The organism is Streptosporangium sp. H13245, assembly GCF_055690525.1.
In genome coordinates this window covers 46,459-67,408 of sequence record NZ_JBSZKT010000031.1, presented here as the reverse complement: position 1 = coordinate 67,408, position 20,950 = coordinate 46,459, and the positions used below count along the sequence as shown (strand labels likewise).

Genomic DNA, 20,950 nt, shown 5'->3' with positions numbered 1-20,950 from the left:
TCAGTGGGCCACCGCGGCGGCGCCGTGCTCGTCCACGAGCGCGCCGGTGGTGAATCGTTCGAGCGTGAAGGCGGCGTTGAGGGGGTGCGGCTCGCCGTGGGCGATCGTGTGCGCGTAGCACCACCCGACGCCCGGGGTGGCCTTGAAGCCGCCGGTCCCCCATCCGCAGTTGACGTAGAGGCGGTCGACGGGGGTGAGCCCGACGACGGGCGAGGCGTCGGGGGTGACGTCGACCACCCCGCCCCAGGTACGCAGCACGTGGGCCCGCGCGAAGACGGGGAACAGCTCCAGCGCCGCCGCCATCTGCCGCTCGATGATGTGGAACGCGCCGCGCTGCCGGTAGGAGTTGTACGCGTCGATGCCCGCCCCCATGACCAGCTCGCCCTTGTGGGCCTGGCTGACGTAGACGTGGACCGCGTTGGACATGACCACCGTGGGGTGTACGGGCTCCAGCAGCTCCGAGACCAGGGCCTGCAGCGGGTGGCTCTGCACCGGCAGTTCCACCCCCGCCATCCGGCCGACGACCGAGGAGTGCCCGGCCGCGCACATCGCGACCCTGCCCGCGGCGATGCGGCCCCTGGTGGTGCGTACGGCCTCCACGCGCCCGTCCACGACGTCGACGCCGGTGACCTCGCAGTGCTCGATCAGGTCGACGCCCAGCGCGGCGGCGGCGCGGGCGAACCCCCAGGCCACGTAGTCGTGCTTGGCGATTCCCGCGCGCGGCTGGTAGGTGGCGCCGAGGACCGGGTAGCGCGCGTCGGGTGAGACGTCGACGATCGGGCAGACCTCCTTCACCTCCTCGGGGCCGAGCCATTCGGCGTCGACGCCGTTGAGACGGTTGGCGTTGACCCGGCGGACGCTCTCCCTGACGTCCTGCGGGCTGTGCGCGAGGTTGAGCACGCCGCGCTGGCTGAACAGGAGCGGGTAGCCGAGGTCCTCCTCCAGCCCCTCCCACAGCTTGAGCGAGTGCTCGTAGATGCCCGCGCTCTCGTCCCACAGGTAGTTGGACCGGATGATGGTGGTGTTGCGGGCCATGTTGCCGCCCGCCAGCCAGCCCTTCTCCAGTACGGCCACGTTGATGATCCCGTGGTTCCTGGCCAGGTAGTAGGCGGTGGCGAGGCCGTGACCTCCGCCGCCGACGATCACCACGTCGTAGGAGGGCTTCGGCTCGGGGCTGCTCCACAGCCGGTCGGGGTGCTCGGGCGGCGCCTCGGTGCTCATCGTCGTCCCCTCTCGATCCCGTCGGCGGGTCCCGGCGTCACGGGCTCCTGCGGCCCGCTAGCCACGCAGGCGCTCCATCGCCGGGTCGTACAGCGGCTCCTCGGCGACGACGGCGGCCACCCGCCGGTCGAAGTAGCCGATGTGCAGTTCCCTGCCCGGCACGGACAGCCCGGCGGGCAGCCAGGCGTAGGCGATGCCCTTGCCTATCGTGTAGCCGTAGGCGGCGCTGGTGACGTATCCGGCGGGGGACGCGCCGTCGTACACCGGTTCCCTGCCCATGACGACGGCGGCCGGGTCGTCGACGGTGAGGCAGGTCAGCCTGCGCCGGGGGGCGGTGCCGCGCTCGGCCAGGGCCGCGCGGCCGACGAAGTCGCCCCTGTCGGCCTTGCGCACGGCGAAGCCGAGGCCCGCCTCGTACGGGTCGTGCTCGTAGGTCATGTCGGTGCCGAAGGAGCGGTAGCCCTTCTCCAGCCGCAGGCTGTTGAAGGCGCCGCGTCCCCCCGCGATGATCCCGTGCTCCTGTCCGGCCTCCCAGAGGGTGTCCCACAGCTTCGCGCCCATGTCGGCCGTCGTGTAGAGCTCCCAGCCCAGTTCCCCGACGTAGGAGAGCCGCAGCGCGGTGACGGGCACGGTGCCGACGTACGCCCGCGCGGCGCGGAAGTAGCGGAAACCGCCGGGGCCGAAGGCGGGTCCGGCGAGCGGGGCCACGACCTCGCGGGCCAGGGGGCCCCAGACGCCGACGCAGCAGGTCCCCGGCGTGACGTCGGTGACGGTGACGGATCCGTCGGCGGGCAGGTGGCGGTGGAGCCAGTCGAGGTCGAGGTTGCCGTTGGCGCCGACCTGGAACAGGTCGCGGCCCAGCCGGGCCACGGTGATGTCGCTGCGGATGCCGCCGTCGTGGTCGAGCAGCAGGCAGTACGTGACCGAGCCGACGGACTTGTCGACGTCGCCGGTGGACATCCGCCGGAGGAAGGCGGCGGCCCCCCGGCCCGCGACCTCGATCCGCTTGAGCGCGCTCATGTCGTAGAGGGCGACGGTCTCGCGCGAGGTCTGGGCCTCGGCGCCGACGACCGGCGACCAGTGGCGGGCGGCCCAGTCGTTGGGACGGGGGATGTCACGGCCGTCGAGCAGGGACGCGTTGGCGCCGTACCACTGGGGGCGCTCCCAGCCGGTGGCCTCCAGGAAGTACGCGTCCAGCTCGCGCTGACGGGCGTGGAAGGGGCTGGTGCGCAGCGGGCGCAGGTTCTCGGCCGGTTGCAGCGGGTGGATGATGTCGTAGACCTCGACGAAGTTCTGGCAGTCGCGGGTGCGGACGTACTCGGGGGCCAGCTGGTGGGCCTCGAACCGGTTGACGTCGCACTCGTGCAGGTCGAAGGACGAGCAGTGGCCGTCGGTCAGCCACTCGGCCATCGCGCGGCCCACCCCGGCCGAGTGGGTGACCCAGACCGCCTCGGCCACCCAGAAGCCCCGCACGTCGCGCGACGGCCCGAGCAGCGGCATGTTGTCGGTGGTGAAGGAGAACAGGCCGTTGATCCCCGGTTCGAGCCCGGCCTCCCCGGTGGCGGGCAGCAGCGCCTTCGTCTCGGCCCAGGCGGGGGCGAAGTCGTCGCCGGTGAACGGCAGCACCGACGGCATGACCTCGGCGTCGGCGATCGGGAGGATCTCCTCGGCGGTGATCGGCATCGGGCGGTGGCCGTAGTAGCCGATGCCGAGCCGGTCGAACCGCTCCCGGTAGTACAGGTCGGCGTCCTGGTGGCGCAGGATCGGCCGGACGGCCTCCTCGGCCTTCTCCGTCTCCTCGGCCTGCCCGGCGAGTGCGGGGACGGGGCCGGTCCAGGCGAGCTGGTGGGCGAGGGGGGTGAGCGGCAGCGCCATGCCGACCATGCCCGCGATCTTGGGGCCCCAGATCCCGGCGCAGCAGACCACGACGTCGGCGGGGATCTCGCCCCGGTCGGTGACGACGGCCGCGACCCGGTCGTCCTCGACGCGGATGTCCAGCACCTCGTGCCGGTCGAGGACGCGGACGCCCCGCTCCCGCGCGCGGTCGAGCTGGACCTCGACGGCGCGTACGGCCTTCGCCAGGCCGTCGGTGGGGACGAACAGCCCGCCGAGGACCCTGTCCCGGTCGAGCAGGGAGTGGCGCTTCACGCACTCCTCGGGGGTGAGCACGTGTGCCCCGATCCCCCAGGAGGTCGCCCAGCCGTGACGGCGGTGCAGCTCGGCGAGCCGTTCGGGCGTGGTGGCCACCTCCAGGCCGCCCACCTGGAGGAAGCAGTCGAGGCCGACGAGCTTCTCGACGGTGTAGCGGGCCAGTTCCGTCATGGTCTTGGACGGGTTGGTCTGGAAGACCAGGCCCGGCGCGTGGGAGGACGATCCCCCGGTGGCGGGCACGGTGCCCTGGTCGACGACGGTGATGTCGTCCCGGCCCCTGGCCGAGAGCTCGTCGGCGAGGGCGGCCCCGACGACCCCGGCTCCGATGATGACGACGCGTCGGCCCGCCATACCCACCTCCGTCGTTGCGCACTCCAAAACCCGATGCGCTTCCCGCAACAGATTCTCCTCCCGCCGACAACACTGTCAAGGATGGGCCGACGGTCGTCCACGGGAAACGGCGAACGGTGACAGCCGGGCCCGCTCCAGGTCCGATGGAGGCCCTGGTCTCGTAGAGACGGGTTCCTGGATTCCCGCGCCACTCGTTAAGACTCGTTGAGACTCGTTGAGAGGAGAGTCGCATGGGACGGCATGGCCACCCGTCGGAGTTCCGGCGTAAGGTGCCAGATCTCGTCGAGGCGGGCCGCAAGGTCACCGACGCGGCCTGCGACCTGGGCGTACGGTCGATGACCGGGCCACCGTCGTCCACCCCCGTCCGGCGTCGGGTTGGCGTGGACGGCCCGGCTGGAGATCCGCCCGACCATGATCCTCGCCGTGACCAATGGAAGGTTCCAGATATATGGACACCGTAATAAACCAGTCAGTACGGCAGGTTTCTCCCAGGGAACATATATGACATACCGCCGTAACGGGTGATCTATAGCGTCACGCGCAATACCGGGTTCCTCGAGGAGCACGTGGTGCGCAAAGTCCTGATCTCCCTCATCTCCCTCTCCCTCACTCTCGTCGCCGTGCAACCCCAGCAGGCCAACGCCAAGGTCGGACTCGACCTTGAGACGTTGACCGGCGCCGAGGCCGTCTCCCTCATGGCCGCAGGCAAGCTGACCTCGGTCGACCTGACCAAGGCGTACATCGACCGGATCACCGCGCTGAACAAGCGCGGGCCCGGCCTGAACGCCGTCACGGACCTCAACCCCAACGCGTTGAAGGAGGCCGAGGCGTACGACCGCCTGCGTAAGAAGGGCAAGTCGCTCGGCCCGGCCATGGGGCTGCCGATCCTGCTCAAGGATTTGATCGACGTCGAGGGCATGCCCACGACGGCGAACAACTGGTCGCTGCGCCGGTCCTTCCCGGCCTCCGACGCCGGTATCACCAAGAAGCTGAAGGAACGCGGCGTCGTGATCCTCGGCAAGGTGGGGCTGTCGGAGTACGCCAACAGCTTCGGCTCGCAGCCCTCCGGGTTCGGCAACTACGGCGGCCAGGTCATCAACGGCATCGACGCCGACCAGAACCCCTCCGGGTCGTCGTCGGGCACCGGCGCGGCCATGGCCGCGGCGCTGTCGACGCTGGGCATCGGGACCGAGACCTCCGGTTCCATCATCTCGCCGTCGAACGCGCAGTCGCTCGTGGGTCTGCGGCCGACCGTGGGTCTCGTACCCGGTTACGGCATCGCGCCCATCTCGGCCTCGCAGGACATCGCCGGTCCGATGGTCCGCACGGTCTCCGACGCCGCGCTCACACTGGCCTCAATCGCCGGGCCCGACCCGGTGGCCGACGCCGGGTACAAGGCCATGTTCGGCGACGACTACATCGCCAAGGGCATCATCCCGCCGCTCCCCGCGACGCTGCCCGACTACACCAAGGCCATCGAACTCGACTTCGTGCGCGGCAAGAAGATCGGGTACAACGGCACCCTCACCGAGGGCAGCCCGCTCAAGATCGCGTACGACGCCCTGACCGCCGCCGGCGCCATCCTGGTGCCCCGCCCGCAGGCGACGATCCCCGCGCTACCCGCGCTGCCCAGCGGCTATGAGCAGCACAAGAGCATCGACTCCTACTACGAGCGGCTCGGCCCGCAGGCGCCGATCAACTCGCTGGTCGAAGAGGTGCAGGTCAACCAGGCCGAAGCTCACCAGGCGCTCAAGTTCGGCAACGTCAACCACCTGAACTCGTCGCAGGCGGACGTGACCCCGGGTGGGGTCAACGAGCAGGCGTACCGGACGAACCTCGCGATCCGTAAGGCCGCCTGGCACAAGGCCATCGACGACATGGTGACGTACACCAACTCGGACCCGGCGCAACCGGCCGACCCGGTGATCGCCATCCTGGGCGGCGCGCCGAGCGCCCCGCAGGCCGGTTACCCGTCGATCACGATCCCGATGGGCTACACCGCGACCCAGCGGCGCGCCCAGAACGTGCAGGTCCACGGCAACGCCTACAGCGAATTCGACCTGCTCGGCGTCGCCTACGTCATCGAGCAGGCCACCAAGCTGCGCCAGCCGGCCAGCCTCGTGAACCCGAGCATGTACCGCTGCGCGAAGACGACCCCGGCTCCGCCGTTCGCCGGGCGCGGCGCCTGCAACCCCGACTACGACGCCGTCCTCAAGGTGACCGGCTACGACTCCCGGCCGCTCGGTTTCTCGCTGGAGACCGAGTCGGCGCGGAGCCTGATCCAGAAGCTGAACAAGGACGAGGTCTCGGCCGAGGAGCTCACCCGCGCCTACCTCGACCGCATCGCGCTGACCAACGCCGAGGGCCCGGCCACCCAGGCCGTCCGCGAGATCAACGCCGACGCGATCAAGGAAGCCCGCAAGCTCGACCAGGAGAGGTGGAAGTACCGCACCGGCGAGCCCACCGGCCCGAACGACACGCGCCCGCCGCGTCCAGCCCTCTGGGGCCTGCCGGTGCTGGTCAACGACACCATCGACGCCAGGTCGCTGTCGACCACGGGCGGCTCGATCGCCCTCCAGGGTCTCAAACCGGCCAACGACTCCGTCCTCGTCGCGAAGCTGAAGACCGCCGGCGCGATCGTGCTCGGCAAGACCAACGTCACCGAGCTGAACGGTGTCTTCGACGCCAACCTGCCGAAGGGCTACTCCTCGCTCGGCGGCCAGGTCCTGCTCCCGAACGACACCGACAAGACCCCGGCGGGTTCGTCGGCCGGTGCCGCGGCGGCCACCGCCTCGGGTCTGGCCGCGATCACGATCGGCATGGAGACCTCACTCGACTCGGCGCAGCTCCTCGCCCCGGCCGACGCGGCCGGTGTGGTGGGCCTCAAGCCGACCGTCGGCCTGGTCAGCACGACCGGTGTGCTCCCTGTGGCCAAGTCTCAGGACGCCCCCGGCCCGATCACCCGCAGCGTCGGCGACGCCGCGACGATCCTCAACGTGATCGCCGACCCGGCGAGCCCGGTCGACTACACGAAGGACCTCAAGGCCGACGCCCTCGCGGGCAAGAAGATCGCCGTGGTGTCCAGCACGAGCGCCCCCTACCAGGAGGCGATCGCCAAGCTCCAGGGCCTCGGCGCGACCGTCGCCCAGGTCTCGATCGCCACACCGGCCGCGACCGACAGCGTCGTCGCCACCGAGTTCAAGCGTGACCTGAACGCCTACCTCGGCGCGGCCAAGCCCGGCACGACGCTGCGGAGCATCATCGACTACAACGACGCCAACCCGGTCGAGGGCCTGAAGTACCAGCAGGGTCAACTGCTGGCCGCCCAGGCGATCGACCTGTCCGACTCCGCGACGAACGCCAAGTACACGGCCGACCTGGAGACCGGCAAGGCCGCCAACAAGGCCGTCCTGGACAGCGTCCTGAGCGGGTACGACCTGATCCTGGTCCCGAGCGGCAGCAACGTGATCGGCTACGCCGACCGCGCCGGCTACCCCGCGCTCACCATCCCCGCCGGGTATGGCGCGCAGCAGAGCTCGTCGGGCCGCAACCCCATCGGTGTGACGCTGATCGGCGGCGCCTTCTCGGAGGCGAAGCTGCTGGCCGGCGGCTACGCGCTGGAGCAGGCGATCGACGACCGCCTCGCCCCCAGCTACACCAACCCCAGCATGTGGCGCTGCGTCCCGGAGAGCACCTTCTTCACGGGCGAGTTCTGCCTGCCGGGCGACCGCCTGGCCCCCCGCTACAAGGGCTGACCACCAGTTGAAAAGAAGGGCCCGCGGTTCCCCCGCGGGCCCTTCTCTCGTTGCGGGGGTACGACTCTCTCGTTGCGGGGGTACGACCTGAGCTGCCCGTCCACTGCCTGACCCGGGCCGGGGCCGGCCCTCCGCAGGGAGGGGTTCGACCTGGTAGAAGCCGGTACCGCGATTGACATCCACCGGCAGGATGGCCAAGCCTCGGCGGCGGGCATCGGCCAGGGCCGATACCGGCCCTGACCTGGGCGTACGGTCCACGACCGTCCACCGGCGTCCGCCCCCGTCCGGGGTCGTTGTCACCCAGTTGGTCACCCATTACTGGCGCTCTCCGCAGGCTTGCGCGGCTCCTCCGCCCAGACATCCCGGCCGTTGCTCCACAGCTCGGAGGCGTGGTACCCGAACCGGTCGAACAGCCCGTCGTCCTGGTAGCGGCGCAGGTGCATCATCGGCGAGTCGTGGCCGACGAGCTTGGCCAGGTGGGGCGTCACGAGCATCTCGGAGTCGAAGCGGAAGACGCTCATCGCGATGTGCTCGTCTCCGAACCGCGCCTCGATGCCGGGTACGTTCCGAACCTGCTCGATCTCCGAGAGGGTGATCCGAATGCGGGTGGAGACCGTCAGGGGGACGTTCTCCACCTCTTCGCGGCGGCGGGTGACCTCACTGTCCGGGTCGCCGATCAGGAACCGGATCTTGCACCCCTGCTCGGCTTTGCGCTTGAGGACCTTGGCGAGGTTGGGGTGTTCCAGCCACAGAAAATAGTTGGTGTACCCGGCGAAGACGATCTCGTTGCGGGCCGAGGTGATCAGGTTGCGCCAGATCGACTTGGGGCAAGCCGACCGATAGGGGTAAACGGTCAGAACCTCTCGATCCGGACCGGTCTTCACGGTGTTACGGATAGCTTCTGGCCACAACACGGACGTATCAACTCCTAATGCCTCGGCGGCGGCCAACTGATGCCGGAGGTGCGGAACTCGTGCCTCATCCTGTAACCAGCGTTCCACCGTCTTAACATCCACCGCGCAGCGATCCGCCAGGTTCTGGTTGCTCAGCTTCGCATCGAGCATGGCGCGGCGTAGGGGGACGTTGGCCACGGTGCACCTCGCGGAGTGAGGATGTCAGGGACGTTTTCGACTCTAACTTTGAAACGTCCTGGACGTCTCTGGAACGCGGTGGGTTCGTCACTCACATGGAATGACGCTTACTCCATGTCAACCCCCGTAATTCTGGAGGACCTCCAGGCGGCTTTTCCCGGATGGTGCATTTGGCGTAGTTCTGCGGGTCGTCTATGGGCCACCCGGAACGGTCGGCACCTTACCGGCGAAGAGGTGAATCGTGGCCTCTATCAGACAATCGACGCCGACGACGTTGCCGAACTCGCCCAGCAACTCCGCGACCAGGAGGTGCTGGAGTCATGAGCACTCCCGACAGGAAAGAGCTGGCTCAACGGTGCCCGGCCGCCCTGGCTGCTGAGCGCCTGCGGATCGGCCTCGAACACTGCGGCGTCGCGGCCGACGTCCACCAGGGCCACGGCGTCTCCCTGGTTTCCGTCTGGACCAATCTCGTGGTGTGGACGGACGGTCTTGCCTACCGCTGGTGGACGGGGAAGATCTCAGCGAAGACGGGCCGCCGCTTGTACAGGGTCTACGGAGTGGACAACCCGATCACCGTCGCCCACAGCGTCGCTCAGCGGTACGAAGAACTCCGCAAGGCTTCCCATTGGCCCAAGGGCGTCGTGGAGCGCACATCGTGATTCTGCTCGACGACTGCCTGAGCCCGCATGTGGTGATGCCGCAGCGAGACCACATCCGGCTGAACTGGCGAGAGCCGTGCCCGGCGCTTGAACGGGCACGTTCGGTGGCCTGGACCTGTGAGTGCCGTGCCACGGTTTACGAACTGTACGAGGGTGCCGGTCGGGCATTCCTCCGGCGAACCCTCCAACTCGACGATGGCCATCAGATCCACGAGACCCCCACCTGGCCGCTCAGCGAAGCTCGGGCGATCTGGACGGCGCTGCTGTCCGGAAGAGCCCGGTAAGGCGGGCGTGGCGGCGTGGGATCTGGAGGGACCCATGTCGCCACGCCTCCCAGAGGAAGCAGAGCAATCGACAACAAGATCGAGGACATTTCACGGCTCGTCAGGCACCGGAACACGGTGGTCATGGAGACGGTCTATCGGAAGCAGATCCGGCCGGTGCTCATACAGGGGATGAAGGCCATGGATGACGTTTTCGGGAAGTGGTCGCTCACGCCCCGTTCCGAAGATTAGGAACGGGGCGTTTTGGGTGGTGGGCACTACTGGGGTTCGAACCGGTGACATCTCGCTTGTGAGGCGAGCGCGCTCAGGAGGTGGGGAGCCAGGCTTTTACCTTGTCGGGGTTGTCGCCGACCCACTTCTCGGCGGCCTCCTCGGCCGTCATCTTGTCCTCGGAGATGTACTTGGCCACGAGGTTCTGGTCCTCGTTCGTCCAGGTGAAGTTCTTGACCAGGTCGTACGCCGGGCTGCCGGAGTCGGCGAACTTCTTGCTCACGATCTTGTCGAGGTCGTAGAGCGGGTAGTCGCAGGCGACCTTCTCGGCGTCGGCGTCGCAGCCCTCGGTGTACTCGGGCAGCTTGACCTTGACGAGCTTGACCTCCGACAGGAACCACTGCGGCTCGTAGAAATAGCCGAGCATCGGGGTCTTCTGCTTCTCGGCCTGCCTGAACCCGGTGATGAGCGCCGCCTCGCTACCCGCGTAGACGACCTTGTAGTCCAGTTTCAGGTTCTTCACCAGGGCCGCGTCATTGGTCACGAAGGAGGGGTCGCCGTCGAGCAACTGCCCCTTGTCCCCCGACTCGGAGGTCTTGAACAGGTCGGCGTACTTGTTGAGGTTCTTCCAGTCGGTGATGTCGGGGTACTTCTCGGCCATCCACGGCGGCACGTACCAGCCGATGACGCCCTTGTTGCCCGTCGATCCCGCCGAGACGGCGACCTTCTGGTCCTCGATGTACTTCTTCTTCAGGTCGTCGTGGGCCCAGTTCTCCACGATCGCGTCGACCTCGCCGGTGGCGAAGCCCTGCCAGGCGACCTCCTCCTTGAGGTCCTTCTTCGTGACCGAGCAGCCGAGATCCTTCTCGGCCACGTGGGCGATGACCGCCGCGGTCGCCTCGTACCCGACCCACGGGTTGATCGCGATGTTGACCGCGCCGCAGGCCTTCTTCCCGTCCGCGCCGGAGGCCGCCGGGGCGGCCCCACCGTCGCTCTCGCCGACCTTCGCCCCGCCGCACGCGGAGACGAGGAGGCCGGTCGCGACCAGGAGCGCCATCGCCCGCGGTCGCCCGATCCTCGAAACTGTCACCAGGTCCTCCTGTGTTGGGTTTCGTGTGCTGTGTTCGGTTCCGCCCGGTCTGTCGCTTAGCGGGCGCCGTGCGCCTCGGCGTCGGCCCTGCGGGCCGCCGTCCTGGTGATGCGCTCCAGCATGATCCCGAGTACGACGATCGCCACGCCCGCGGCGAGTCCCTTGCCCCGCAGCTGCAGCTGGGAGAAGCCCGCCACCACGTCGTAGCCGAGCGCGCCCGCGCCGACCAGGCCGCCGACGACGACCATGGCGAGTACGTAGATGAGCCCCTGGCTCGCCGCGAGGGTGAGCGCGCTGCGCGCCATCGGCAGCTGCACCTTGGTGATGAGCTGCCAGGCGCTGGAACCCGCGGCCGTGGCGGCCTCCACCGCGCTCGGGGCCACGCCGCGGATGCCGTCCGCGGTGAGCTTGACCGCCACCGGGGCGGCGTAGACGACCGCGGCGATGATCGCGGTGATCCGGGTGGCGCCGAACAGGCCGAGGATCGGCACCAGGTAGACGAACGGCGGCATGGTCTGCCCGGCGTCGAGGACGGGCCGTACCAGCTGATCGACGCGGTCGCTGCGGCCCATCCAGACGCCGAGCACCACCCCGAGGACCATCACCAGGACGGTGGCCACGAGCGTCGAGGCCAGCGTCACCATGCTGTCCTGCCACAGGCCGAGCGCGACGAGCAGGGCGACGCAGACCGCGGTGACGAGCACGACCCTGACGTTCGCCAGGATCGCGGCGAACGCGACCAGCACGGCGCCGACCAGCCACCACGGCGAGCCGGTGAGCAGCGCCTCGAACGGGTTGAGCAGGCCGTAGGAGACGGCGTTCCTGAACGCGCCGGTGTAGACCGCGAGGTTGTCCTGCGCCCACAGGGTGGCCGCGTCGACCCCCTGGCGGACGTACCTCCCGAGGTTCGCCTCGCGCGGGAACTCCGCCGCCCACACGTAGACGTGGGAGAGGTAGACCAGTACGCCGGTGACCGCCAGGACCGCGCCGATCTCCGCGCGGCGGCGGCCGGGTCCGCGCGAGCGTCCGGCCCGGTTCCGGAGCTCGACGCGGCGCCCCGCGGCGGAGGTGACCCGGTCGAGCACGATGGCCATCACGACGATCGCCAGGCCCGCGTTGAAGGCGCTGCCGACGTCGAGGGTCTCCAGCGCCTTGACGACCGTCTTGCCCAGGCCGGGGGCGTCGATCAGCGCGGCGATGGTGACCATGCACAGCGCGGCCATGATGGTCTGGTTGACGCCGACGACGATGGTCCGCTTGGCCAGCGGCAGCCGTACCTTCCGCAGCGACTGCCAGGCGGTCGCGCCAAGGGAGGTGCTCGCCTCCAGGGTCGCGGGCCGCACCTCGCGGATGCCGTGCGCGGTGATGCGGATCGCGGGCGGGACGGCGTAGATGACGGTCGCCACGGTGGCACTCGCCGGGCCGATGAGGAAGAACAGGGTGAGCGGCGCGAGGTAGACGAACGTCGGCATCGTCTGCATGAAGTCGAGCAGCGGGGTGACCAGGCGGTTGAACCGGTCGTTCACCCCGGCCCAGACGCCGAGCGGGACGCCGATCAGCAGCGAGAGCACGACGGCGGCCAGGGTGAGGGCGAGGGTGTCCATGCTCTCCTCCCACAGGCCCAGCAGGCCGAAGGAGGCGAAGCCGATCGCGGTCAGCAGGGCGACCCGCAGGTTGCCCCACAGCAGCGCGACCGCCGTGGCGACGGCGACCACGCCCAGCCAGCCGACGACCGGCAGCGGGCGCCCGAAGGACGGCTGGCTGATCAGCGCCTGGACGAACGTGACGGACTCGTCGAGGAAGAGCCGGATGTAGTTGACGAAGTACAGGAAGAACGGGTTGTCGTTCCTGCTGTTGTCGATGACCTCGCTGGCCTCGTTGATGCGTACGTGCAGCGGGGTCAGTTCCGCGCCGCCGAGCTGGAAGGTGTCGCGGCCCTGGACGAACACCCAGATCAGCACCCATGCCGCGACGACGGCGGCCAGCAGGTAGCGGCGGGGCCACGCGGGCAGGCGCCGCAGGCCCTGGGCCGGGGTGGCCTGGGTGGCCGTCACCCCTGCTCCCCGGATTTGACGGGCCCGGCGGACTTGGCTGGCTCGGCGGGCTTGGCGGGGTCGGCGGGCTTGGCGGGGTCGGCGGGCTTGGCGGGGTCGGCGGGCTTGGCCGATCCGGCGGGCTCACCGGAGGTTCCGTCCGGAGACGGCCCGGCGGGCTCGGCCGACCCGGCGGGCTCGGCGGAGATCCCGTCCGAAGACGGCCCTGCGGAACCGGCAGGCTCGGTGAGCTTGGCCGACCCGGCGGGCTCGGCGGAACCGCCAGATTCACCGGAGGTCCCGTCCGGAGACGGCACAGCAGGCTCGGTGAGCTTGGCCGACCCGGCGGAACCGGAGGTACCGTCCGGAGACGGTTCGGCGAGGACGCCGAGGACCTCCTCGGCGGTGACGACCCCCAGTAGTTCACCGCCCTCGACCACCTTGACCGGGCGCGCCGCGCGCAGGACCGTGTGCACGACGTCGCGTACGACGACGTCCGGCCCGACCTCCGGGCCGTCCAGCGGTTCGTCCGGCCGGGGCGGGCGCATGATCCAGCGGGTGGTGAGCACGTTCGAGCGGGGCACGTCGCTGACGAACTCGCGTACGTAGTCGTCCACGGGCGCCCCGACGACCTCGTCCGGCGTGCCCATCTGGACGAGCTCGCCGTCGCGCATGATGAGGATGCGGTCGCCCAGCTTGAGCGCCTCGCTCAGGTCGTGCGTGATGAAGATCATCGTCTTCCCGACCTCGCGGTGCAGGCGGATGACCTCGTTCTGCATGTCCCGCCTGATCAGCGGGTCGAGCGCGGAGAACGGCTCGTCGAAGAAGAGCACGTCCGGGTCCACCGCGAGGGCCCTGGCCAGCCCGACGCGCTGCTGCATGCCGCCCGACAGCTGGTCGGGGTAGGAGTTCTCGGAGCCCGACAGGCCGACGAGCTCGACCATCTCCCTGGCCCGCTCGTAGCGGGCCTCCTTCCTCGTGCCGCGGATCTCCAGCCCGTAGGCCACGTTGTCCAGGACCCGCCGGTGCGGCAACAGCCCGAAGTTCTGGAAGACCATGGCGAAGCGGTGGCGGCGCAGCTCGCGCAGCTGCCGGTCGCCCGCCTTGCGGATGTCCTCGCCGTCGAACAGCACCTCCCCGGCCGTCGGCTCGACGAGCCGCGTCAGGCAGCGTACGAGGGTGGACTTGCCCGAGCCGGACAGGCCCATGACGACGAAGACCTCCTGGGGCCGTACGGTGAAGGAGACGTCGCGGACGGCGGTCACGCAGCCCGTCCTCGCCCTCAGCTCGCTCCGCGAGAGCTGCGCGAGCGGGGTCCCGACGACCCGGTCCGGACGCGGGCCGAAGACCTTCCAGAGACCTCGCACGTCGAGGACGGCCCGGTCCTCGTGTCGCGCGGCGGCTCCCTGCCGCGCCTGCTGGGTCGGTGACGTCATGGTCATGACCACCTCACGGGTCGTCTGGGGACGGGGTCTGGTCCTTCAGCTACGAAACCACCGCTGCGGGCGGGGGCGGACGTTCTGCCACACGTGTTTGGTCTCCCGGTACTCGGCCAGGCCCGCCGGGCCCAGCTCGCGGCCGATCCCCGACCGTTTGAAACCGCCCCATTCCGCCTGGGGGACGTAGGGGTGGTAGTCGTTGATCCAGACGGTGCCGTGCCGGAGCCGCCCGGCGACCCGCTGGGCCTTCCCCGCGTCCCGGGTCCACACCGCCCCGGCCAGGCCGTAGTCGGTGTCGTTGCCGAGGCGGACCGCCTCGTCCTCGTCGCCGAAGCGCTCGACGGTGAGGACGGGCCCGAAGGACTCCTCGCGGACCACCCGCATGCCCCGGTGACACTCGTCCAGGACGGTCGGCGGGTAGAAGTGGCCCTCGCCGGGGAGTCTCTCCCCGCCGCAGCGCAGCACCGCGCCCTCCGCGACGCCGGACGCGACGTACGCCTCGACCTTCGCCAGGTGCGCGGCGGAGATGAGCGGGCCGGTCTCGGCCTCGGGGTCGAAGGGGCCGCCGAGGCGGATGCGGGCGGCGCGGCGGACGAGCTCGTCGACGAAGGTGTCGTGCAGGGAGTCCTCGACCAGCAGGCGGGCACCGGCCGAGCAGACCTGCCCGGAGTGGAGGAACACGGCGGTGAGGGCGAAGTCGAGGGCGGTCTCGACGTCGGCGTCGGCGAAGACGATGTTGGGGTTCTTGCCGCCGAGTTCCAGCGCGACCCGCTTCACCGTGGCCGCCGCCGACGCCATGATCGTACGGCCGGTCGCCAGGCCGCCGGTGAACGACACCATGTCCACGTCGGGGTGCTCGGCCAGCGGGGCGCCGACCTCGGCGCCCGCCCCGAGGACGAGGTTGCCGACGCCCGGGGGCAGTCCGGCCTCCTCCAGCAGGCGCATGAACAGGATCGCGGTGGACGGGGTGAGCTCGCTGGGCTTGAGGACGAAGGTGTTCCCCGCGACCAGGGCGGGGGCGATCTTCCACGAGGCCTGCAGCAGCGGGTAGTTCCAGGGGATGATGAGGCCGCACACCCCGACCGGTTCGTGCACGACGCGGCTGATCGCGTCGTCGCGGCCGGTGTCGACCACGCGTCCGGCGTCGGTCCCGGCGACGCCGCCGAAGTAGCGCAGGCAGGCCACCACGTCGGCGACGTCGTACTCGCTCTCGACGAGCCGCTTGCCGGTGTCGAGCGACTCGGCCCTGGCCACGTCCTTGACGTCTCGTTCGAGCAGGTCGGCCACCCTCAGCAGCAGCGCGCCGCGCTCGCGTTCGGGGGTGGAGGCCCAGGTGCCCTCGTCGAACGCCGCGCGGGCCTCGGCGATCGCGATCTCGGTGTCGGCCCGGGTGGCCTCCGACACGGTCGCCACGAGGCCGCCGTCGGCCGGTGATCGGATCTCCCGGTGGCCGCCCGCGACGGGATCCCTCCAGGCGCCACCGAGGTAGAGATCTGACACGAAAGGCCGTCCTTCCGGGCTGTCGCATGATCCGTTGCGTATGACGCATCGGAATGCTTAACGAGGAACAGAATCAACCCTTTTTGTTCATGCAGTCAAGGCTTTGCGGTCTTCATTACCGGACCGGCCCCATCGTGAGGAGACCTCACCCGAGGTCGCCGTCACCTGTCGGAGGAAGCCACTCCCCCAGCTTGGGGAGATGCCCGAGTTCGGACTCGACGCGCCGCCTGTCGTCGGCGGTGAGCTCCAGGGCGCGCAGGTCGGCGGCCCAGGGATCGACGGGCTCGCCGAGGACCGTGGCCAGGTCGGCGAGATGGCACAGGGCGATGGCCAGCTCGGCCACCGGGGCGTCCGCGCCGTGCCTGCGTACCGCGGACTTGAGCGCGCGGAAGGCCTGGAGGTCGTCGTTCTTGAACTCGCGCAGGATCCGGGCGTTGTCGAGCGCCTTGGCCAGGCCCGCCAGCTTCTTCGAGCCGCCGTACTCCAGCTCGGCCGGCTCGTCGCGCTGGATGAACATGATCGAGTTCCCGGACGGGTCGACCAGCGTGAACCGGGAGGCGCCCGGCCGATAGCGGGTGATCCGCGGAACGCCGGAACTCGGCACCTTCCCGTGGACCCGCCGCATCGCCGCGACGAACGCCGCGTGGTACGGCGCCACGGCGTCGACCATGACCAGGCAGCCCCCCGACTCCTGCCTGGCCGGGTCCAGCCCCTTGGGCGCCGGGCCGAAGTGCAGCTCGAACCCGCTCCACCGCAGCGCCAGATAGACATAGGGCCTGCTCTGTCTGTAGGTGGCCTCGAACCCCAGCCCCTCGTAGAACTCCGCCATCTCCTCCACCGACGCGCACGGCATCAACGGCACCGTCGTCTCGTTCGGCCGAACCATGACCTCACCCACGTCATCCCACCTTCCTGGTCGTCCGACGAGGCTCGCACCCTTCGGCGGGGCTCGCATATGGATCGTTCCACGCAGGGAAGCCGCCCGAGGAAGGAGCGAGCGTACCGCCGGTGGCCGGGATCTCCGGGCCGTCACCGGGTCACACACCCCGCTCGATCGTCCCGGCCGCGGTACGCCGTCCCCGCACCCGACCGCGCCCCGAAATCCCCCGCCCGGCGGACGCGTCGCGCCCGCCCGCGTCCCTAGCCTGATCACGACACCAGGAGGGCAGATGACCGGAACCGATCGGCGCGGCTGGCCGGACGCGGCGGCGAGACTGGCTCGGGAGCGGCGCTGGGCGGACCTGTGGAACCTGGTCCGGCGGCGGGTACCCCTGGCCGAGGCGGACCGCGTCCTGCCGCTGTTCGGCGAACGGTGGCGGCCGGACGGCCCGGCACGCCCCCTGTTCGACCTGCTCGCCGCGACCCCGGCCGGAACCGTGGCGGAGGCGTGCACCACCCTGACCGCCGACCCCCTGCTCGAAATCCCCGTCGACGGCTGGATCGTCACCGGCTCGCTGTCTCCTGACGGCCGGTGGCTCGCGGTCTGCGCGAGAGGCTGGAACTCCGCGTACGGTCACGAGTTCCAGGTGTTCGACCTCGACGACGGGCGCCAGGTCGCCCGCCGGACGGGGGACGCCTCCTCCGGAGTGATGCTGAACACGGGCACGTCCGTCCTCAGCATGGACTGGATCCCGCCGAACCCCTTCCTCGGCCTCGTACACAACGACGCCGCGAGCAAGACGATGCTGCAGCCTGAGGAGTTCTCCCTGATCGCGGCGCTGACCTGGCTGGACCGCGACCGCTTCGCGGTGCTGGCCCGGCACTACCCCCGGCTCGGCCGCGACCTGGAGCCCGCCGACTGCCACCTGACCTACTACACCGGCGAGGGCGAGCGCGTCGAACAGGTCGTCCTGGAGGAGGACCTGGTCTGGGGCGAGCGGGGGCTGGACATCCTGCCGTCGCACCTGGCCGCCGACCCGTCCTCCGGCCTGCTCGCGGTGGACGGCCGTACGCTGCGCGTCATCAGGCCGCCCCGCCATGTCCTGGCCCGCTCACCGGAACAGGGGCACCAACGCGAGCTGTGCTTCCTGTCCCCTGACCGCCTCGTCGCGGCGGGCGACGAGTGCCTGGAGATCTGGCAGGCGACCGGCGCGACCCTGGAGCGGGTGCGAAGCGTCGGCCTGCGCTCGCGGCGGAGGGGACACCACCCGATCCTGGTCCCGCAGCGCCACGAGATCATGATCCTGGACGGGATCCCCGGCTCGGGTACGGACGGCGAGGTCCGCTACGTCGACGCCGAGACCCTGGCCGACGTCACGGGACCGCGCGAGCTGTCCGACTCGATCGGCGTCGGGCTGTGGAGCACTCCCGACGGCTCCCGCCACGCGCTCGCCACAGAAAGCGCGGTCTACGTCGTACGCGACCCGGCGGCCGGGGCCGTCGCCACCCTCGCCGAACGCCCCTCGTCCACCCTCCGGCCGTCCGACCTCCCCCTGCTCGACTCCGTACGGCCCGCCACGGAACCCGTGCGCCACCTGCTGGACCTGCTGCGCGCGGCGGCGCGCTCGGGGGACGTGCGGCGCGGTCAGTGAGGGGAGCCGTCGCGGTGCCGGTGGCGGCGCGCTCGGGGGACGTGCGGCGCGGTCAGTGAGGAGAGCCGTCGCGGTGCCGGTAGAAGTCGGCGTGCTCGGCGGCGAGCGGGGTGTCGCCCAGGATGAGGTCCGCCGCCTTCTCGGCCACCATCATGACCGGCGCGTAGATGTTGCCGTTGGTCACGTACGGCATCACCGAGGCGTCCACCACGCGCAGCCCTTCGAGGCCGTGGACCCGCATGGACAGCGGGTCCACCACGGACAGCGGATCGACGCCCATCCTGGCGGTGCACGAGGGGTGCAGCGCGGTCTCGCCGTCCCTGGCCACCCAGTCGAGGATCTCCTCGTCGGTCTCGACCCCGGGGCCCGGTGACAGCTCCCCGGCGTTGAACGCGTCCATCGCGGGCTGGTTCAGGATGTCGCGGGCGACCCGGACGGCCTCCACCCACTCGCGCCGGTCCTGGTCGGTGGACAGGTAGTTGAAACGCAGCGCCGGGTGTTCCCGGGGGTCGGTGCTCCTGATCTTCACCGAGCCGCGCGAGTCGGAGTACATCGGCCCGATGTGCACCTGGTAGCCGTGCCCGCCCGCGGGCGCCGAGCCGTCGTAGCGGACCGCGATGGGCAGGAAGTGGAACATCAGGTTGGGGTAGTCGACGTCGTCGTTGCTCCGGGTGAAGCCGCCCGCCTCGAAGTGGTTGGTCGCGCCGGGGCCGCTGCGCAGGAACAGCCAGCGCGCGCCGACCAGCGGCCGGTTGCGCCACTTCATCGCGGGCTGCACCGACACCGGCCGCTTGCAGCCGTACTGGATGTAGACCTCCAGGTGGTCCTGGAGGTTCTCGCCGACGCCCGGCAGGTCGTGCACGACGCCGACGCCGAGGGCGCCCAGCTCGGCGGCGTCGCCCACCCCGGAGAGCTGGAGCAGCTGCGGGGAGTTGATCGCGCCGCCACACAGGATCACCTCGCCCGCGCGGACCGTGCGGCCGTCGTACTCGACGCCGACGGCGCGCTTTCCCTCGAAGAGGATCCGGGTGACGTGCGCCCGCGTCCTGACCTCCAGGTTGGGGCGGCTCATGACCGGGTGCAGGTAGGCGCGGGCGGCCGACAGGCGGCGTCCCCTGCTGATGTTGCGGTCGAAGCGGGCGAAGCCCTCCTGCCGGTAGCCGTTGACGTCGTCGGTCAGCGGGTACCCGGCCTGTTGCACCGCCTCGAAGAAGGCCCCGAACAGCGGGTTGCGCACCGGCCCGCGCTCCAGCACCAGGGGGCCGCCCCGCCCGCGCCAGGAGTCGGCGGGGTCGGCGGCCAGGCAGTTCTCCATGCGCTTGAAGTACGGCAGGCAGTGGGCGAAGTCCCAGGTCCCCATGCCCTCGTCGGCGCCCCAGCGCTCGTAGTCCATCGGGTTGCCGCGCTGGAAGATCATCCCATTGATGCTGCTGGAGCCGCCCAGCACCTTGCCCCTGGCGTGGTAGATCCGGCGGCCGTTCATGTGCGGCTCGGGCTCGGACTCGTACTTCCAGTCGTAGAAACGGTTCCCGATGGGGAAGGGCAGCGCGGCGGGCATGTGGATGAAGACGTCCCACGGGTAGTCCGGGCGGCCCGCCTCCAGCACCAGCACCCGGTTGGCGGGGTCGGCGGACAGCCGGTTCGCGAGGGCGCTTCCCGCCGAGCCGCCTCCGACGATGACGAAGTCATACATGTCTTCCTCGCCTCACTCAAGAAGGAGGTAATGGCCGAAATTGTAGCGAATAGCGCAATGAGCTGCACCATTCGCAACGATGATTGTTGGTCATGATGGCATTCGTTGCTCCCAGCGCCTACAGTCCCGCTATGGGCAACGATCCCCTCGACCGCCGTACGGCCGACAGCAGTGGCGGCGTCCAGTCCGTCGACCGGGCCATCACCATCCTGGAGATCCTCTCCGCGCGCCGCGAGGCCGGGGTGAGCGAGATAGCCCAGGAGATATCGGTCCACAAGTCGACGGCGTTCCGGCTGCTGGGGGCGCTGGAGTCGCGCGGGCTGGTCGAGCAGGCCGAGGAGCGGGGCAAGTACCGCCTCAGCTTCGGGATCATCCGCCTCGCGGGCGGGGTCGCCTCCCGGCTCGACCTCACCCAGCAGAGCCGCCCCGTCTGCCGCCGCCTCGCCGAGGAGATCGGCGAGACGGTCAACATCGCGGTCCTGCGCTCCCACTACGCGGTCAACCTCGACCAGGTACGCGGCCCGGCGGCGGTCACCACCCACAACTGGGTCGGGGAGCTCACCCCGCTGCACGCCACCTCCAGCGGCAAGGTCCTGCTGGCCCACCTGGACGAGCTACACCGGGCCCGGCTCGTCGCCGCGGGCGGCCTCGGGCCGTACACCCCGAACACGGTCACGTCGGCCGACGCGCTGGAGAAGCAGCTCCTCCAGGTCCGCGAGCGGGGGTACGCCGTCACCGTCGAGGAGTACGAGATCGGCCTGAACGCCGTCGCCGCGCCCATCCGCTCCCACGACGGCGAGATCGTCGCCGCGGTCAGCGCGTCCGGCCCGGCCTACCGCTTCAGCGAGGAGCGGCTGCACGAGCTGGCCCCGGTCGTGATCGCCGGAGCCCTGGACATCAGCCACCGCCTGGGCTACACCGGCCGGGCGGAGTGACCCCGGC

The 20,950-nt window shown here is 70.2% G+C and carries 13 protein-coding genes and 1 pseudogene; 5 read left to right on the top strand and 9 right to left on the bottom strand.

The window, feature by feature from the left end:
• Together ACW9TB_RS30605 and ACW9TB_RS30600 are read right to left on the bottom strand one after the other, a co-directional pair.
• Nucleotides 1-1,221: a sarcosine oxidase subunit beta family protein gene (locus tag ACW9TB_RS30605; protein ID WP_472751558.1), complete on the bottom strand. Its 1,221-nt coding sequence runs from the start codon at nucleotides 1,219-1,221 to the stop codon at nucleotides 1-3.
• 57 nt (nucleotides 1,222-1,278) lie between these two features.
• Nucleotides 1,279-3,723: a GcvT family protein gene (locus ACW9TB_RS30600; protein WP_472751557.1), complete on the bottom strand. Its 2,445-nt coding sequence runs from the start codon at nucleotides 3,721-3,723 to the stop codon at nucleotides 1,279-1,281.
• A 569-nt stretch (nucleotides 3,724-4,292) separates the two neighbouring features.
• Between ACW9TB_RS30600 and ACW9TB_RS30595 the strand changes: the two genes are divergently transcribed.
• Entirely contained in the window at nucleotides 4,293-7,478 is a 3,186-nt protein-coding gene (locus ACW9TB_RS30595; protein ID WP_472751556.1) for an amidase family protein, read from the top strand.
• A 308-nt stretch (nucleotides 7,479-7,786) separates the two neighbouring features.
• On the opposite strand, the gene ACW9TB_RS30590 is transcribed toward ACW9TB_RS30595, so the two are convergent.
• Entirely contained in the window at nucleotides 7,787-8,569 is a 783-nt protein-coding gene (locus ACW9TB_RS30590; RefSeq protein ID WP_472751555.1) for a hypothetical protein, read from the bottom strand.
• A gap of 320 nt (nucleotides 8,570-8,889) precedes the next feature.
• Here ACW9TB_RS30590 and ACW9TB_RS30585 point away from each other — a divergent pair, with 320 nt between their 5' ends.
• A complete protein-coding gene (locus ACW9TB_RS30585; RefSeq protein ID WP_472751554.1) occupies nucleotides 8,890-9,228 on the top strand; it encodes a hypothetical protein in 339 nt (112 codons plus the stop codon).
• The gene (locus tag ACW9TB_RS30580) at nucleotides 9,225-9,512 is read left to right on the top strand and encodes a hypothetical protein (protein WP_472751553.1); all 288 of its coding nucleotides are present in this window, start codon (nucleotides 9,225-9,227) and stop codon (nucleotides 9,510-9,512) included. The genes ACW9TB_RS30585 and ACW9TB_RS30580 overlap by 4 nt, the downstream gene beginning before the upstream one ends.
• A 304-nt stretch (nucleotides 9,513-9,816) precedes the next feature.
• On the opposite strand, the gene ACW9TB_RS30575 is transcribed toward ACW9TB_RS30580, so the two are convergent.
• The 5 genes and pseudogenes from ACW9TB_RS30575 to ACW9TB_RS30555 all read right to left on the bottom strand — a co-directional run bounded on the left by ACW9TB_RS30575 (nucleotide 9,817) and on the right by ACW9TB_RS30555 (nucleotide 16,682).
• Nucleotides 9,817-10,812, bottom strand: coding sequence for an ABC transporter substrate-binding protein (locus ACW9TB_RS30575; RefSeq protein ID WP_472751552.1), 996 nt, complete (start codon nucleotides 10,810-10,812; stop codon nucleotides 9,817-9,819).
• Between the two features lie 56 nt (nucleotides 10,813-10,868).
• Complete coding sequence (locus ACW9TB_RS30570) at nucleotides 10,869-12,866, bottom strand: ABC transporter permease (protein WP_472751551.1); 1,998 nt, start codon at nucleotides 12,864-12,866, stop codon at nucleotides 10,869-10,871.
• A gap of 251 nt (nucleotides 12,867-13,117) precedes the next feature.
• Nucleotides 13,118-14,281 (bottom strand): annotated as a pseudogene (locus ACW9TB_RS30565) (quaternary amine ABC transporter ATP-binding protein); the annotation flags it as partial.
• 45 nt (nucleotides 14,282-14,326) lie between these two features.
• Nucleotides 14,327-15,784, bottom strand: a complete 1,458-nt coding sequence (locus ACW9TB_RS30560; RefSeq protein ID WP_472751550.1) for an aldehyde dehydrogenase family protein — start codon at nucleotides 15,782-15,784, stop codon at nucleotides 14,327-14,329.
• A 145-nt stretch (nucleotides 15,785-15,929) separates the two neighbouring features.
• On the bottom strand, nucleotides 15,930-16,682 hold the full coding sequence (locus ACW9TB_RS30555; RefSeq protein ID WP_472751549.1) for a VOC family protein: 753 nt from the start codon (nucleotides 16,680-16,682) through the stop codon (nucleotides 15,930-15,932).
• A gap of 271 nt (nucleotides 16,683-16,953) precedes the next feature.
• Between ACW9TB_RS30555 and ACW9TB_RS30550 the strand changes: the two genes are divergently transcribed.
• Nucleotides 16,954-18,315 carry a hypothetical protein gene (locus tag ACW9TB_RS30550; RefSeq protein ID WP_472751548.1) on the top strand — a complete coding sequence of 454 codons (1,362 nt, stop codon included), beginning with the start codon at nucleotides 16,954-16,956 and terminating at the stop codon, nucleotides 18,313-18,315.
• A 52-nt stretch (nucleotides 18,316-18,367) separates the two neighbouring features.
• Here the strand turns inward: ACW9TB_RS30550 and betA are convergent, their stop codons facing one another.
• Nucleotides 18,368-20,008 carry a choline dehydrogenase gene (gene betA, locus ACW9TB_RS30545; RefSeq protein ID WP_472751547.1) on the bottom strand — a complete coding sequence of 547 codons (1,641 nt, stop codon included), beginning with the start codon at nucleotides 20,006-20,008 and terminating at the stop codon, nucleotides 18,368-18,370.
• A gap of 131 nt (nucleotides 20,009-20,139) precedes the next feature.
• Here betA and ACW9TB_RS30540 point away from each other — a divergent pair, with 131 nt between their 5' ends.
• Nucleotides 20,140-20,943, top strand: coding sequence for an IclR family transcriptional regulator (locus ACW9TB_RS30540; protein WP_472751546.1), 804 nt, complete (start codon nucleotides 20,140-20,142; stop codon nucleotides 20,941-20,943).
• Nucleotides 20,944-20,950 lie beyond the last annotated feature (7 nt).

What these genes read in the sequence shown, in the direction of transcription:
- ACW9TB_RS30605 (WP_472751558.1), bottom strand. Translation starts at nt 1,221, where the DNA reads ATGAGCACCGAGGCGCCGCCCGAGCACCCCGACCGGCTGTGGAGCAGC.
- ACW9TB_RS30600 (WP_472751557.1), bottom strand. Translation starts at nt 3,723, where the DNA reads ATGGCGGGCCGACGCGTCGTCATCATCGGAGCCGGGGTCGTCGGGGCC.
- ACW9TB_RS30585 (WP_472751554.1), top strand. Translation starts at nt 8,890, where the DNA reads ATGAGCACTCCCGACAGGAAAGAGCTGGCTCAACGGTGCCCGGCCGCC.
- ACW9TB_RS30550 (WP_472751548.1), top strand. Translation starts at nt 16,954, where the DNA reads ATGACCGGAACCGATCGGCGCGGCTGGCCGGACGCGGCGGCGAGACTG.
- betA (WP_472751547.1), bottom strand. Translation starts at nt 20,008, where the DNA reads ATGTATGACTTCGTCATCGTCGGAGGCGGCTCGGCGGGAAGCGCCCTC.
- ACW9TB_RS30540 (WP_472751546.1), top strand. Translation starts at nt 20,140, where the DNA reads ATGGGCAACGATCCCCTCGACCGCCGTACGGCCGACAGCAGTGGCGGC.